At 67.9% G+C, this 13339-nt stretch carries 10 protein-coding genes; 5 read left to right on the top strand and 5 right to left on the bottom strand.

Annotated elements, in window-relative coordinates; genetic code table 11:
* Nucleotides 1-54: 54 nt before the first annotated feature.
* From C8K14_RS01685 to C8K14_RS01670, 4 genes are read left to right on the top strand one after another with little or no spacing between them, the layout of a single operon-like run.
* Nucleotides 55-1185: a fumarylacetoacetate hydrolase family protein gene (locus C8K14_RS01685; RefSeq protein ID WP_022674699.1), complete on the top strand. Its 1131-nt coding sequence runs from the start codon at nt 55-57 to the stop codon at nt 1183-1185.
* The gene (locus C8K14_RS01680; protein ID WP_022674698.1) at nt 1182-1976 is read left to right on the top strand and encodes an SDR family NAD(P)-dependent oxidoreductase; all 795 of its coding nucleotides are present in this window, start codon (nt 1182-1184) and stop codon (nt 1974-1976) included. The genes C8K14_RS01685 and C8K14_RS01680 overlap by 4 nt, the downstream gene beginning before the upstream one ends.
* Nucleotides 1967-2881, top strand: a complete 915-nt coding sequence (locus tag C8K14_RS01675) for an SMP-30/gluconolactonase/LRE family protein (protein ID WP_199223637.1) — start codon at nt 1967-1969, stop codon at nt 2879-2881. Before C8K14_RS01680 ends, C8K14_RS01675 begins: the two co-directional genes overlap by 10 nt.
* A gap of 23 nt (nt 2882-2904) precedes the next feature.
* On the top strand, nt 2905-4317 hold the full coding sequence (locus tag C8K14_RS01670; RefSeq protein WP_107715423.1) for a sugar porter family MFS transporter: 1413 nt from the start codon (nt 2905-2907) through the stop codon (nt 4315-4317).
* A gap of 44 nt (nt 4318-4361) precedes the next feature.
* On the opposite strand, the gene C8K14_RS01665 is transcribed toward C8K14_RS01670, so the two are convergent.
* Together C8K14_RS01665 and C8K14_RS01660 are read right to left on the bottom strand one after the other, a co-directional pair.
* Nucleotides 4362-5405: a glycoside hydrolase family 5 protein gene (locus tag C8K14_RS01665; RefSeq protein ID WP_233252664.1), complete on the bottom strand. Its 1044-nt coding sequence runs from the start codon at nt 5403-5405 to the stop codon at nt 4362-4364.
* Between the two features lie 350 nt (nt 5406-5755).
* Nucleotides 5756-6397 carry a hypothetical protein gene (locus C8K14_RS01660; protein WP_369974025.1) on the bottom strand — a complete coding sequence of 214 codons (642 nt, stop codon included), beginning with the start codon at nt 6395-6397 and terminating at the stop codon, nt 5756-5758.
* A gap of 297 nt (nt 6398-6694) precedes the next feature.
* Between C8K14_RS01660 and C8K14_RS01655 the strand changes: the two genes are divergently transcribed.
* The gene (locus C8K14_RS01655) at nt 6695-7861 is read left to right on the top strand and encodes a lactonase family protein (protein WP_199223635.1); all 1167 of its coding nucleotides are present in this window, start codon (nt 6695-6697) and stop codon (nt 7859-7861) included.
* Here C8K14_RS01655 and C8K14_RS01650 read toward each other — a convergent pair.
* The 3 genes from C8K14_RS01650 to C8K14_RS01640 are packed head-to-tail and all read right to left on the bottom strand — an operon-like array spanning nt 7827 to nt 13329.
* Nucleotides 7827-10931 (bottom strand): efflux RND transporter permease subunit, encoded by a 3105-nt coding sequence (locus tag C8K14_RS01650; protein WP_107715422.1) that lies wholly within the window; start codon nt 10929-10931, stop codon nt 7827-7829. The genes C8K14_RS01655 and C8K14_RS01650 overlap by 35 nt on opposite strands.
* Nucleotides 10931-11941 carry a hypothetical protein gene (locus C8K14_RS01645; RefSeq protein ID WP_107715421.1) on the bottom strand — a complete coding sequence of 337 codons (1011 nt, stop codon included), beginning with the start codon at nt 11939-11941 and terminating at the stop codon, nt 10931-10933. The genes C8K14_RS01650 and C8K14_RS01645 overlap by 1 nt, the downstream gene beginning before the upstream one ends.
* Nucleotides 11932-13329, bottom strand: coding sequence for a TolC family protein (locus tag C8K14_RS01640; protein ID WP_233250846.1), 1398 nt, complete (start codon nt 13327-13329; stop codon nt 11932-11934). The genes C8K14_RS01645 and C8K14_RS01640 overlap by 10 nt, the downstream gene beginning before the upstream one ends.
* Between the last annotated feature and the right edge of the window lie 10 nt (nt 13330-13339).

Here is a 13339-nt window from a genome sequence, read left to right as displayed (position 1 = left end):
ATGGTAGCGCTATCAGAATTTGTCAACGATTGCCCGAGGGTTGGGGAGAAGGAAATGGACGGGGTGTCATCCATCGCAGCGCTGCTGCCGGCAGACTGGGAATCCGGGCGATTCCTCGGGCGGGTGGAAACCGCGGCCGGGCCAAGCCCGATTCTGGTGGAACAGGGCGTGGCCTATGACATGGCCGGCGTGGCGCCCACCGTTGCCCAGCTCGTCGACATGCTGCCGCTCGACGCCAGCGCCGGGGTCGCGCTCGGCCGGCTCGATTCGCTGGCGCTGCCGCTGCTCAGCCCGATCGACCTGCAGTGCGTGAAAGCCTGCGGGGTGACTTTCGCCACCTCCACCCTGGAACGCGTGATCGAAGAGCGCGCGCGCGGCGATGCTGGCAAGGCGCAGGAAATCCGCGCCCGCATCGAAGACCGCGTTGGTGGCTCGATCCGCTCGGTCGTGCCCGGCTCGGCCGAGGCCGAGGCGCTCAAGGCGCTGCTGATCGAGGATGGCCTGTGGTCGCAATACCTGGAAGTGGCGATCGGGCCTTATGCCGAGGTATTTACCAAGGCGCCGGTTCTCGCGACCGTTGGCCCGCTGGCCGAAATCGGCGTGCGCAGCGATTCGACCTGGAACAATCCCGAACCCGAAGTGGTCCTGCTGGTCAATGCTGCCGGCACGGTGGTGGGCGCCACGCTGGGCAATGACGTGAACCTGCGCGATATCGAGGGGCGCAGTGCACTCTTGCTGGGCAAGGCCAAGGACAACAACGCCTCTTGCTCGCTCGGGCCGCTGGTCCGCCTGTTCGATGATGGCTTCACGCTCGACGATGTGCGCCAGGCCGAGGTGGACCTGCTGATCGAAGGCACCGATGGCTATCGCCTGGAAGGCCATTCCAGCATGAACCAGATCAGCCGCGATCCGCTCGACCTGGTGCGCCAGACCTTGAGCGAACATCACTATCCCGATGGTTTCTGCCTGTTCCTGGGCACGCTGTTTGCCCCGGTGCAGGATCGCGACGATCCCGGCCGTGGCTTTACCCACAAGGTGGGTGACGTGGTGACGATCGCCACCCCGCGCCTGGGCAAGCTGGTCAATACCGTGGTCACCTGTCCGCAAGCCGCGCCCTGGACCATGGGCATCACCGCGTTTTATGCCAACCTGGCGCAGCGCGGCCTGCTGGGGCGCGCGGCATGAGCGGCGCCAACGGCGCGCTCAACGGTGCATCCCACCGCGCGATCTATCCGAGCCTCGCCGGCAAGCGCGTGTTTATCAGCGGTGGCAGCAGCGGCATCGGGGAAGGCCTGGTGGAAGCCTTCGTGGCCCAGGGCGCTCATGTCGCGTTCTGCGACATCGCCCAAGAGCAGGGCGAGGCCGTGGCGGCGCGGCTGGGCAACAGCGCCGCGCCCGCGCCGCTGTTCCTGCCCTGCGACTTGCGCGATGCCGATGCGATCGCCGCGATGATGGCGCAGGTAGAGGCGCAGTTGGGCGGGATCGACGTGGTGATCAACAACGCCGCCAACGATGATCGCCATGCCGTGGACGAGGTTTCGCCCGCCTATTGGGACGAGCGGATGGCGGTGAACCTCAAGCACCAGTTCTTCGTGACCCAGGCCGCCGTGCCGGCGATGAAGCGCGCCGGTGGCGGTGCCGTGATCAACCTCGGGTCGATCAGCTGGCACCTGGGCCTGCCCGATCTGGTGATCTACCAGACGGCGAAAGCAGCGATCGAGGGATTGACCCGTGGCCTGGCGCGCGAGCTGGGCCGCGACAACATCCGCGTGACCGCGATCATTCCCGGCAACGTCAAGACTCCGCGCCAGGAACAGTGGTATACGCCCGAGGGTGAGGCCGAGATCGTGGCCTCGCAATGCCTTGATGGGCGGCTGATGCCGGCCGATGTGGCGGCGCTGGCGCTGTTCCTGGCCTCTGACGATGCGCGCCTGATCACCGGGCACGAATACTGGGTCGACGCCGGATGGCGCTGAGCGCAGCGCACGTTCCGGCCCATATCCCGGTCATCGCCGGGGCGACGCCGCAGGCGGTGTGGCCACTGGCGGCCACGCTGGGCGAAGGCCCGGTATGGGCCGCGCACGAAGGCGCGCTGTGGTTCGTCGATATCAAGGCGCCGGCGATCCATCGCTTTGCCCCGGCAAGCGGTGAAACCGCCACGTGGCCGGCGCCCGCGCAAGTGGGCTGGGTGTTGCCCTGCGCCGATGGCACGCTGCTGGCCGGCTTGCAGACCGGCGTGCACCGCTTCGATCCGGCAAGCGGCGCCTTTACCCTGCTCTGCGCGCCCGAGGCGCATCTGCCGGGCAACCGCCTCAACGATGCCACGGTCGCGGCCGATGGCGCGGTGTGGCTGGGCTCGATGGACGATGCAGAAACCGACAAAAGCGGGCGGATCTATCGCCTCAATCAAGATGGCTGCATTGATAGCGGGCTGCCGCCGGTTTCGATCACCAATGGGCCCGCCTTCTCGCCCGATGGGCACACGCTCTACCACCACGATACGCTGGGCCGGCGCATCTGGGCGAGCACGGTGCACGATGGGCGCGTGACCGGCACCCGCCTGTTCGCGCAAATCGAGGACGGCGCCGGCTATCCCGATGGACCAGTGGTGGACGCGCAAGGCTGCCTGTGGGTGGGCCTCTTCGCCGGTTGGGCCGTGCGCCGCTATGACCCGGCGGGGAAATTGATCGGCGTCGTACCATTTCCCGTGGCCAACGTGACCAAGGTTGCGTTCGGTGGCCCGGATCTGCGCACCGCCTATGCCACCACGGCAACCAAAGGCCTGAGCACGGCAGAGCGCGCGGCCCAGCCATTGGCGGGTGCGCTCTTCGCCTTCGATCCCGGGGTGGCCGGCTTACCGGCCCATCTCGCGCGGGTATAAAAAGACATATGGGAGAGGACAGGATGAACGATTTGGCACCAAGCGCGGTCAACATGCGCCTGATCGGCGCCATCGTGGCGGTCGCCACGATCGGCGGCTTCATGTTCGGCTATGATTCCGGGGTGATCAACGGCACGCAAAAGGGCCTTGAGGCTGCGTTCGAACTGGGCAAGGTGGGCATCGGTGTCAATGTTGGCGCCATTCTCGTCGGCTCTTCGATCGGCGCATTCGGGGCCGGGCGCCTGGCCGACAACATCGGCCGGCGCGGCGTGATGAAGCTGGCGGCAGTGCTGTTTCTGGCCAGCGCGATCCTCGCCGGGGCTGCCGGCTCTTCGCTCATCTTCATCATCGCACGGGTGATCGGTGGGCTGGGCGTGGGCGCGGCCAGCGTGATTTCGCCGGTCTATATTTCCGAAGTGGTGCCGGCCAACGTGCGCGGGCGCCTGTCGAGCGTGCAGCAGGTGATGATCATCACCGGGCTGACCGGCGCCTTTATCGTCAACTATATCCTGGCGCATGTTGCGGGAGAATCCACGGCGATCCTATGGGCCGGGCAGCCGGCGTGGCGCTGGATGTTCTGGCTGCAGGCGCTGCCGGCGGCGATCTATTTCCTCGCGCTCATGGGCATTCCGGAGAGCCCGCGCTATCTCGTGGCCAAGGGCGATGACGCTGGCGCGCATGCCGTGCTCGCCCGCCTGCTCGGTGCCGCCAGTGCCACCCGCACCGTTGCCGAAATCCGCCAGAGCCTGGCAGCAGACCACCACCGTCCCAAGCTTTCCGACCTGATCGACCGCGCCACCGGGCGCATCCGTCCGATCGTATGGACGGGCATCGGCCTCGCCGTGTTCCAGCAACTGGTCGGCATCAACGTGGTGTTCTATTATGGCGCCACGCTGTGGCAGGCCGTGGGCTTTTCCGAAAGCTATGCGCTGCAAACCAACATCATTTCGGGGGTGGTGTCCATCGCGGGCTGCCTCGCCACGCTGCTGTTGGTCGATCGCATCGGGCGCAAGCCGCTGCTGCTCACCGGCTCGGCCGGCATGGCGGTGACGCTGGGGATCGTTGCCTGGGCGTTTTCGACGGCGGTGCATGGCGCCGGTGGCGCGGTGTCGCTGCCGGGCAACAATGGCGTGATCGCACTGCTGGCCGCCAATGCCTATGTCGTGTTCTTCAACATGAGCTGGGGCCCGATCATGTGGGTCATGCTCGGTGAAATGTTCCCCAACCAGATCCGCGGTTCGGGCCTGGCCGTCTCGGGCTTTGCCCAGTGGATCGCCAATGCGGCGATTTCGGTCAGCTTCCCGGCACTGGTCGTCTCGCCGGGGCTGGCGGTCACCTACTCGTTCTATGCGGCGGCGGCGGCCGTGTCGTTCTTCTTCGTGCGCGCCATGGTCAACGAAACCAAGGGCGTGACGCTCGAACAGATGCAGGGCTGATTGCCGCGTACCGGGCCTGTTTCCGCCATGTGGAGCAGGCCCGGTCAGCGCTTGGGGCTGGTTTCCGGCAGACCGATCGCGCCGCGCAGGCCGGGAATCCACTGCCCCTTGTGGGAATCGAAGAACGGAAATGTGTTGGTATAGGCCCAGACGCAGATCGGCACGCCCAACGGGCGGAACGTTTTGAAAACGCTGCGGTAATAGGCGATGCGCTGGTCTGTGGGAATGGATTCGAACGCACCGGTTTCGCCCATCAGCGGGATCTTGCCGGTGCGCGCGACATAGGCCTTGATCCGCTGCACATCCACGGGCAGCCGCGCCAGATCGGCCGGCGTGCCATACGTCCGGCCCAGCGGCGGGGAGGGTGCTACCCAGGTGGCGCCCTGGTGGGTGAAGGCAAAGGGTTCGTAATAGTGGAACGTGGGCCAGACCTGCGGATCATCGGGCAGGTTCAGCGTGGCGAGCGAGGTGATATTGCTCCATTTCTCGCCGCCGATGATCACCGGGCGATTGGGATTGTGGCGGCGAATGGCCGCCAGCGCCGGCGCAAACGTGGTGACAAGATTGGCATTGTCTAGCGCATCCTTGGGTTCGTTCTCGATCTCGAACCACAGCGTCTGGCGCGGGCGGCTGGCATAGTGATCGGCGATCTGCTTCCAGACGGCAGTAAACCACGGTTGGGCGCCAACCGGATCGGTGTTGATCGCCTCGAAATTGTGGCTGTTGAGAATGACTTTGAGCCCGGCATGCAGGGCGCCATCCACCACCTGGTCCACCCGGGCGAACCACGCCGGATCAATGGTATAGGGCGGCGTTGCCAGGCTGTGGCTCGACCAGTTGACCGGCAGGCGCACCGTATCAAACCCGGCTGCCTTGATCCGCGCGAAATCGGCCGGGCCGAGGCGATTGTGCTGAATTTCCCCGCCATGGGCCATGTCCAGGTGGTTGCCCAGGTTGATGCAGGTGGCCATCGGCAAGCTGGCCGGCTTGCGCGCCATGGCGGTGTGCGGCGCAAGCGCGGCACCGGCGAGCAGCAGCGTGGCGAGAGCCTGGCGCATCGGCGCAGGAAAGCGAGGCATTGCAGGCATGGTCATTCGCCTCCATCATCGCCAGACAGCGGCCACGTGGCCGGACGGCGGGTGTGCGGTGCCAGCTATGGCGTGCCAAGCCTGTGACCGTAAAGGATTTTATCGCTGCGTCACGCCATTACCGCACAACCTAAACTGTGGTGTAAGTTCCATAATAAAGGTTATGTTAAATGAAGCTTTCGGTCAGTTGCATGCCGTGCAACCGTAGTGGCCTGTTTCGCACTTGCGGGATATGCTGAAATCACCCATTTGGAACGGGCCTTTCAGGCATCCTCTCCCAAACTTTCAAAGGCCAGCCTTCGGGCTGGCCATTTTTTTGTCTGCAGCACGCGTCAGCAGGTGTCGGTGGTTCAGGCCGCGTGGCCAAGCGCGCGTTTGACCGCTGGTATAATAGTATAAACCGCTTCACGCTGCGCCCCGCGGTTTTCATGGTCGACGCAATAGCCCTGGTAATGCCGCCGGATCAGCCCGGCGCGCACCAGATCGGACACTGCGCGGCTGACATTGGTGCGCCCGGAATGGCGCAGCCGATCCCGCAATTCGGTGGCGATCGCCTGTTCGGCCTGCACCGGATCGGCCGGCAATTTTCCTTTCCGCGCCAGTTGTGCGCGCACCTCTTCCACCACCGCGCGCCGCCGGGCGTCACGCTGTGCCATCGGGATCAAGGCATCGCTCAACCAGTCGCGCACGGGAATGGCTTGGCCCCCTTCGCGCACATAGGGCCCCGCGCTGTCTGACGTGCCGGCGGCTCGGGCAATCAGATTCAGCACCATGAAGGTATAGCGCGGCCGGGTGGATACTTCGGCCAGCTTTTCCAGTACGGCCGGCAGATCGATGTCATGCGGCGGCTGGACCCGCGCCGCAGCGGCGCCGCCATCCGGCCCAGCCACGGGCGCGCCCTTCCCCGCCAGCACACGCCTTGGCCGCCGTCCGGCCTGTGAGGGCGGCAGCGACGTGGCAGGCTCCGAGGCAAAGAGATCGGGCTGAAACATGCGAACATTTCAAGCACAAACCGCCGCCCTTGTGAATCCCCTGGATGCACGTGCGGCCAGGCCCGTGTCGATTAGCCAGTGGTGACACTTTACCCAAGCGCCTGGGTAAAGTGTCAGTCGTGGCGCTTCGCGAGGTGCGCTGCGGCCGACCGTGCGCTCTAATGCTGCCAAACATGGTGGCCCCAACCAGTTGATGGATGCGGCCAAACTGGCCGCCTGACCTGCTGCGCCCTTGACGGCAGCCGGCGTAGCGGCCAGTCCGCGATCGGTTTGGTTTCAATAGAGGGCAGCGCGGATATGGGTTTCAAGGTCTTGGCGCAAAGCCTGGCGACCGCGATGGTTGCAGCGCTGCTCGTTCCCGGTGCGGCCGGTGCCGAACCACTGCTGGTCGGTGGCTATACCGGCGGGGGCGGCCAAGGCATTGCCGTCTATGATTTCGATGCCCGCACCGGCCATATCGCCGCGCGGCCGCAGCAGGTCATGCCGGCGAGCAATCCGTCGTGGCTGACGCTTTCGGCAGACAAGCACCACCTCTATGCGGTGAACGAAAACAGCGACGGCCAGCCCGATCCGGTGGGCCGGGCATCGGCCTATCGCGTCGATCCGCGCAGCGGGCGCCTCGCGTTCCTCAACCGCATCGGGTCATTGGGCGCAGAACCCACCTACGCCAGCCTCAGCCGCGATGGCCGTTTCCTGTTCATTGCCAACTATTCGGTTTCGGCCGATCCGGGCGGCACGCTGGCCGTGGCCCCGGTTCTGGCCGATGGCCGCCTGGCGCCAGTGGTGCAGATCAAGACCCACCGCGCCAGCATGGTCGACGTCGATCGCCAGGCTTCGCCTCATGTTCACTCGGTGGTCTCGTCGCCGGATGGCCAGTTTGTGTTTGCCCAGGATCTGGGCGCCGATCGCATTCAGATCTACCGCTATGACGCGGCGCATCCCGAGCATCCGCTCAGCGCGCTGCCGGGGCAGCCATTCCTGGCCCTGCCGCCGGGTTCGGGCCCGCGTCACATGGTCTTTGCCCCCGGTGGGCCGCAGGCCTATGTCACGCTGGAAATGGCCGGCGCGGTGGCCGTGCTCGACCATGCCGATGGGCATCTTACCCTGCGCAAGGTGATCCCGCTCACCCCGCCCGGCTTTGCCGGCAAGGTAGGCGCGGCGGCGCTGCATCTCTCGCCCGATGGCCGCTTTCTGGCTGTAACCGATCGCGGCACTGACAACGTGCTGGTCAGCTTTGCGATCGACCCGGCCGATGGCAGCCTGCGCCAGGTGGATCGCCACGCGGTCGATGGCGTGCAGCCGCGCGAATTCACCTTTTCGCCCGACGGGCGCTTCGTGCTGGTGGGCAACCAAGGCAGCGATGCCATTGTCGTGTTCCGCCGCGATCCGCAGACCGGGGTGATCGGCGAAAAGGTCCAGACGGTGGCGTTCAGTCAGCCGTCGGCGCTGTTGTTCCTGCGCTGAAACGCCAGCGCCACACCAGCGCGGGCAAAAGCAGCAGGGTCAGCAGCAGCGAGGTGGCCAGCCCGCCCAGGATCACCACGGCCATCGGTCCCTGGATCTCGCGGCCGGATTGGCCGGTCTCGATCGCCACGGGCAGCAGGGCAAAGGCGGTGACCAGCGCGGTGAGCAGGATCGGCGTCACCCGCTCGCGCGTCGCTTCCAGCAGAGTGTCGAGCGTCCATGGGCGCCCTTCGCCCAGCACCAGTTGATCGACATGGGCGACCAGCAGGATGGCATTGCGCGCCGAAATCCCGAACAGCGCGATAAAGCCAACCAGCGCGCCCAGCGAAACCACGCCCCCGGTCAGCGCCACGGCCAGCACGCCACCGGCCATTGCCGGCGGCATCCCCGCCAGGATCAGCAAGGCCGGCCGCACCCCGCCAAAGGCCAGGATCAACAGCGCCACCATCGCCACGCCGGCCAGCGCGACATGCGCGAGCAACTGGCGCTGCGCCGCAGCCGCACCTTCGGCCGTGCCCGCCCAGGACAGGAACACGCCGGGCGGCAAGGCCACATCGCGGGCGATGCGGCCTTGCGCGGCCTTGACCACATCGGCCACGGCATGGCCGGGCACGACATTGGCCGTGACAATCTGCCGACGCAGCCCGCCCTCATGGGCGATCAGCGCGCGCGCCTCCCCCGGTGAGATCGTGGCGATATCAGCGAGGCGCACCGCGCCGCCGCTGGCCCCGCCGGCCGAGGCGCGCACCAGTGTGTCGCCCAAGGCCTCGGGATCGCGGCGCAAGTCTGGCGGCAGCGTGACGGCAACATCGATCGCGCGATCGGCCAGCACGACCTGGCCCACCGTCTGCCCGGCGAAGGTGGCGCGAATGGCATCGCCAGCATCGGCCGCGGTCACGCCATGCAGCGCCATGCGTGCCGGATCGAGCGTAACCCCCAGCATCGGCGTGCCGGGTGCAGCCTTCATCGTCACATCGGTGGCGCCGGGCACGCCGCGCAGCGCCGCGGCAATCGTGGCCCCGGTGCGATCCAGAGTGTCGAGATCGGCCCCCTGCACGCTGATCGCGATGGCGGCGGTTTCGCCTGAAAGGCTTTCGCTGATGCGGTCACCCAGGAATGTCGTCACTTCGCCCTGCAAGGCCGGGGTGGCGGCCAGGGCGGCGCGAATTTCAGCGAGGGCAGCGTCTTCGCCGCGCCCGCCCACCGATTTCAGGCGCAAATGGAACTCGCCCTGGCTCGGCGGCCAGGTATCCTCCCCGGCTTCGGCGCGGCCGATCTGTTCTTCCACACTCAAGACTTCGGGAATGGCGAGCAGGCGGCGCGACAGCTCTTCCCCGGTGCCGCGCATCCAGGCGAGCGAGGCGCCCGGCGGCCCGCTCACCTGCAAGACATAGTGCCGCTCGCGAAACGTGGGCAAAAGCTCGCTGCCGAACGACAGCGTTCCGACGAGCGCAAGCGCGCCCAGCGTCGCAATCGCCCCGGCGGCCACGCCGGGCCGCGCGCAAAGCCGGCGCATCAGCCCTTCATGCCAGTTCTTGAACCGTTCGAGCAGCGCCGGTTCGGCCACCGGGTTGCGCCCGCGCAACAGCATCAGCGCCAGCGCGGGCGTAACCGTCAGCGCGACCACCAGCGAGGCCATCGTGGCAAGCAGGAACGCCAGGCCCAGTGGCGCGAAGAATGCGCCCTGCAGGCCGGTCAACAGGATCACCGGCAGCATGGTCAGTGCCAGCACGAACGTGGCATGGACCACCGGCGCGCGCACTTCGATCGAGGCGGCAGCGATGATCGCGCGGCGGTCGGCCTCGTCCGTCACCCCGCGCAGCCGGCGCACGATATTCTCGATATCGACGATGGCATCGTCGATCACCACGCCCAGCGCCACGGCGAGGCCTCCCAGTGTCATCGTATTGATCGTCTGCCCGGTGCGATCGAGCACGATCAGCGCAGCCAGCAGCGACAGCGGGATCGACACGAACGCGATCATCACCACGCGCACATCGCGCAGGAATACCAGCAGCACCACAAAGACCATCACCGCGCCGATCGCCAGATCGACGGTGATGCCCGAAAGCGCCACTTCGACGAAGTTGGCCGGGCGATGCAGCGCCGGGTAAAGTGTCACGCCCTGGGCGCGCAAGGCCGGGGCAATATCGTTGATCGCGCGTTCCAGGGCGCGCGTGGTGTCGAGCGTGTTGGCGCCATATTGGCTCGACAGCGTCATCAGCACGCCAGGCTTGCCCATGATCAGCGCATCGCCCACCGGCGGCGCAGCGGCGTCCGCCACTTGCGCGACATCGCCGATGCGCACGGTCCCGCCCGGGCCAGTGGTCAACACGGCAGCGGCAATCTGCGCGCCGGTGGTGGCGCTGGGGCCGGGATCGACCAGGATGCGCTGGTTGGGCGTATCGGCAAAGCCGCCGCCGTTGACATTGACCGCCGCGCTCACCGCCTGGCCCAGATCGGCAAAGGTGATCCCGCGCGCCAGCAGGCGAGCCGGATCGGCGCGCACCTCGATGCGGCGTTGTTCCCCGCCAAACACGTTGGCGCGGGCTACGCCGGGCACGGCGAGCAGACGCGGCTTGATCGTCCATTCCGCCAGGTCGCGCAGTTGCATCGGCGACAGGCGCTGGGACACCAGGCCGATCTTGAGCAGGTCCATCGTGGACGACACCAGCGGCGTCAGGCGCGGGGTATCGACGCCGGGCGGCAGGCGTGGGATCGCATCGGCCAGGGCTTCCGACACCTGCTGGCGCGCGCGATAGGCATCGTTGCCCTCGCGGAAGGTGATGTCGATTACCGACAGGCCCTGGATCGATTGCGAGCGCACCGTCTCCACGCCATTGGCGCCGTTGATCACCGCCTCGAGCGGGCGGGTGACGAGCATTTCCACCTGCTGCGGCGAAAGGCCCGGCGCCTCGGTCTGCACGCTGGCCTGGGGCGGCACGAATTCCGGAAACACGTCATAGGCCGCGCTGCGCAGCGTAGTCACGCCCAGCGCCAGCAGCACCACCGCGCCCAGCAGCACGAGCCAAGGATGGCGCAGCGATTGCCTGACCAGCGCCGAGAGCATCAATCGTCCCCGCCGTCGGCCGAGGGCTGCGGTGCGGCGTGATCCAGCCCGAGCAGCGTGCCGGCGCCGGCGATGACCACCTGATCGCCGCCGTGCAGGCGCCCGATCGGCACGAACCAGCCTGGCGCCATGGCGCGGCCGTCTTCCAGTGCCACGCGCTCAAACCGGTCGGCAGCAGTGGCGCGCCACACGAACAGGCCGGCATCGGTGCGCATGATCGCGCTGCGCGGCACGATCACGCCCTGCCGCACCGGCCCATTGGCGGCAGTGGTGGCCGCCAGGATGCGGCCCACGCCGATGCGCGGCGCTTGCGGCCCGGTCAGCAGCGCCAGCGCGCCGCCGCTTTGCAACTGGGTGTCACCCGCTGCGGCCGGGCCAAGCACGCGCACTTGGGTGCTGCCTGGCGCGAGGTCGATCTGCACCATGGCCCCGGCAGGCGGCGCGCTGGCGGGGAAATCGAGGCGCAGGATCGCCACCTCGCCCCGGCTGGCCTGCCGCGCCAATGCTTCGGCCGCGCCGCAGCCCAGGTGCGACAGGCCAGCACCGAATTCAAACGTCACCCGCTGGCACGCCAGGTTGAGGCGCGCGGCATCGGCGCGGGCCTGCGCGCGCGCGCTTTCCACCTCGCGCTGCGCGGCGCCGGCATCGGCCCCCGCCAATGCGGCCAGACGCGCGGCTTCCCTGGCAGAGGCGGTGGCTGCCGCGCGCGCGCTGTCGATTTCTGCCCCGATCGCGGCAAGCGGCCCCAGATCGAGCGCGCGGGCATAGCCGGTTTCGCCCTGGCTCTGCGTCGTGGTGGCAAGCGCTGCGGTCACGATTCCGGCGCGCCGGCGCGTGGCATCGTCCACCACGAGTGCGCCCGTCGTGGTGGCGGGTGCGGCCGGCGCCGCGTGGGGCGCATCATCGCCATCGGGTGCCGCGAAATGGGCATAGCCCCACCCCGCCAGTGCCCCCAGGGCGATGCCGCTGCCCAGCAGCAGCGCGGAAAAGGCGCCGCGCCCTAGAGCCATGGTTGCACCAGTGCGGGGTCGATCATCGTTTCGGGTCCATCAAGCGGGCGCCGCAGCGCGTCTTCCAGGGCAAGATTGGCGGCGCGCACGCGAGTCAGCGCATCGACCTGGGCCAGTTGCGCTTCCTGCGCGGCGATTTGCGCGGCGGTCCAATCGGCCGTGCCGATCGCGCCAAGCTTCAACTGCAGGTTGGCCTTGTCGGCCGCGCGGGCGGTGGCGGGCAGCTCTTCCCCCCGCAGCCGCGCCAGTGCTGCCTCTGCCGCAAGCCGCTCGGTCTGCGCCGCCTCGATCGCGGCCTGGGCATTGGCCAGCGTGGTCTCAATCGTGGCGCCAGCCTGGGCACGGTGCGCTTCAGCTGCGGCGATGGCGGCGCGGTTCAAGTCCCACGAGGGCAGTGAAAGGTTGAGCGCGAACGGCAGCTTCACCAGCCCACGCTCCCAGGTATAGCCCGGCCCCAGGCTGATCGCGGGATAGCGCTGCGCCACTTGCGCGCGCAGGTCTGCCTCGGCCTGGTCATAGCTGGCGAGCGCGCGCAGCACATCGGCGCGCGCGGCAATCGCCCGTGCCCGCTCCGCCGCCGACAGCGCCGGCAGGTTGGCCTGGGGCGCGGTGAAATCGTTCCACAGCAGTGCCTTGCCATCAAGCGCACTGACTGGCACGCCCAGCACGCCGGCCACGGCCGCGCGCCCGCCAGCGGCCCGTGCGCGCGCATCGTTGAGCGTGCGCAGCGCCGCCGCCCGGGCCGCGCGATAGGGATAGAGGTCAAGACTGGCGATCTCCCCGCGCCGCGCCCGGTCTTCCAGCACGGCCAGTTGCCGATCGCGCAGCGCCAGGATGCCGGTGCCCAGCCGCACCTGCTCGGCCCCGGCCATGGCATCGATCAAGCCGCGCTGCAGCGCCACGCGTTCCGACCAGACCATTTCGGCCAGATCCTGCCGCGCGACCAGCACGGCCAGGTCGGCCTTGGCCAGGCGCGCCGATCGCCGCCCGCCGATATCGAGCGGCAGGTTGACCGCGCCGCCCAGCAGCCACGGGGAAGATGTGCTGGGATCGTTGGCATATTCGCTCGACAGCGTGAACGTGGGAGCGGCCACCTTGTGCGCGGCGCGGGCATCGCGCTGGGCGGAAAGCACCGCCGCGCGCGCTTCGGCTACGCGCGGGTCTTGCGCCAGGATCGCGGCGAAGAGGTCGAGCCGGTCAAGGCTGTCAGCCATATGCGGCGCGGCAGGGGCAATGCCTTGGGCGATCTGGCGCAGCTTTGGCTCTTCAAGCTGTGTTGCAACCCGCGCTGCGCTGCGGGCCGGCAGGTTGACCGGCGCGGGCGGCACGGGCGCGCAACCGGCTGTGGCGGCGAGCAAGGCAGCGGTGATGAATAGTCTGCGCCTCACTGTTTTCGCT

It is taken from the genome of Novosphingobium sp. GV079 (assembly GCF_003058045.1).
In the GTDB taxonomy this organism is placed as follows: Bacteria; Pseudomonadota; Alphaproteobacteria; order Sphingomonadales; family Sphingomonadaceae; genus Novosphingobium; species Novosphingobium capsulatum.
This window is presented reverse-complemented; position numbering and strand designations above follow the sequence as displayed.

Excerpts from the sequence above, each read along its gene's own strand:
- C8K14_RS01670 (WP_107715423.1), top strand. The coding sequence starts at position 2,905 with ATGAACGATTTGGCACCAAGCGCGGTCAACATGCGCCTGATCGGCGCC.
- C8K14_RS01650 (WP_107715422.1), bottom strand. The coding sequence starts at position 10,931 with ATGCTCTCGGCGCTGGTCAGGCAATCGCTGCGCCATCCTTGGCTCGTG.
- C8K14_RS01685 (WP_022674699.1), top strand. The coding sequence starts at position 55 with ATGGACGGGGTGTCATCCATCGCAGCGCTGCTGCCGGCAGACTGGGAA.
- C8K14_RS01655 (WP_199223635.1), top strand. The coding sequence starts at position 6,695 with ATGGGTTTCAAGGTCTTGGCGCAAAGCCTGGCGACCGCGATGGTTGCA.
- C8K14_RS01660 (WP_369974025.1), bottom strand. The coding sequence starts at position 6,397 with ATGTTTCAGCCCGATCTCTTTGCCTCGGAGCCTGCCACGTCGCTGCCG.
- C8K14_RS01680 (WP_022674698.1), top strand. The coding sequence starts at position 1,182 with ATGAGCGGCGCCAACGGCGCGCTCAACGGTGCATCCCACCGCGCGATC.
- C8K14_RS01645 (WP_107715421.1), bottom strand. The coding sequence starts at position 11,941 with ATGGCTCTAGGGCGCGGCGCCTTTTCCGCGCTGCTGCTGGGCAGCGGC.
- C8K14_RS01675 (WP_199223637.1), top strand. The coding sequence starts at position 1,967 with ATGGCGCTGAGCGCAGCGCACGTTCCGGCCCATATCCCGGTCATCGCC.
- C8K14_RS01665 (WP_233252664.1), bottom strand. The coding sequence starts at position 5,405 with ATGCCTGCAATGCCTCGCTTTCCTGCGCCGATGCGCCAGGCTCTCGCC.